Below are 1,263 nucleotides of genomic sequence, written 5' to 3' on the forward strand. Positions count from 1 at the left end.
CGCCGTCCGGCCGCTCACCGTGGTCGGGCCGGCATGAGCGGTGCGCCGGCGCGGACCCTGCTGCTCTGGTGCCCGGACTGGCCGGTCCTCGCCGCCGAGATCGTCGACGGGGTGCCGGCCACCGGGCCGGTCGCGGTGCTGCACGCCAACCGGGTGGTCGCCTGCTCCGAGCGGGCCCGCGCCGAGGGCGTCCGCCGGGGGCTGCGCCGGCGGGAGGCGCAGGGGCGGTGCCCGCAGCTCACCGTCGTCGACCACGACCCCGCCCGGGACGCCCGGGCGTTCGAGCCGGTGGTGGCCGCCGTCGAGGAGGTGGTCGCCGGGGTCGAGGTGATCCGCCCCGGGGCCTGCGCGCTGGCCGCCCGGGGCCCCAGCCGCTACCTCGGCGGCGAGGAGGCGGCGGCCGAGCGGATCGTCGAGCACGTCGCGCAGACCTGCGCGGTGGAGAGCCAGGTCGGCATCGCCGACGGGGTCTTCGCGGCCGGGCTGGCCGCCCGGGACGGGCGGATCGTGCCCCCCGGCGGGACCCCGGAGTTCCTGGCCGGCCTGCCCGTCGAGGCGCTCGGCCGGCCCACCCTGACCGACCTGCTGCGCCGGCTGGGGGTACGCACCCTCGGCGACTTCGCCGCGCTGCCCGCCGGGGACGTGCTGGCCCGGTTCGGCTTCGACGGGGCGCTGGCCCACCGGCTCGCCGCCGGCCGGGACCACCGGCCGCTCGCGGTCCGGCAGCCGCCCGCCGACCTGACCGTCACCGCCGACAACGACGAACCGATCGACCGGGTCGACGCCGCGGCGTTCGCCGCCCGGACGCTGGCCGAGCAACTGCACGAGCGGCTCGCCGCGCACGGGCTGGCCTGCACCCGGCTCGGCATCGAGGCGGTCACCGCGCACGGCCAGGAACTGCACCGGGTCTGGCGGCACGACGGCCTGCTCACCGCCGCGGCCATCGCCGACCGGGTCCGCTGGCAGCTCGACGGCTGGCTCTCCGGCAGCAACGGCCGGGGCGGCGCCCGCCCGGCCCGCCCCACCGCCGGGATCATCCGGCTGCGGCTGGTGCCGGACGGGGTGCTCGCGCAGGCCGGCCTGCAACCCGGCCTGTGGGGGGAGACCGGCGAGGAGCGGGAGCGGGCGCACCGCGCGTTGAGCCGGGTGCAGGGCATCCTCGGCCCCGAGGCGGTGGTCACCGCCGTGCTCGGCGGCGGGCGCTCCCCGGCCGACCAGGTGCGCCTGGTCCCGTGGGGCGACGAGCGCCTGCCCGCCCGCCCC

General features: G+C 80.0%; 1 protein-coding gene. It reads left to right on the plus strand.

The window, feature by feature from the left end:
• Positions 1-33 precede the first annotated feature (33 nt).
• On the plus strand, positions 34-1,263 hold a 1,230-nt coding region (locus B0E53_RS36595; protein WP_107079930.1), incomplete at its 3' end, for a DNA polymerase Y family protein.

The organism is Micromonospora sp. MH33 (assembly GCF_003013775.1).
GTDB classification, from domain to species: Bacteria; Actinomycetota; Actinomycetes; order Mycobacteriales; family Micromonosporaceae; genus Micromonospora; species Micromonospora fulviviridis.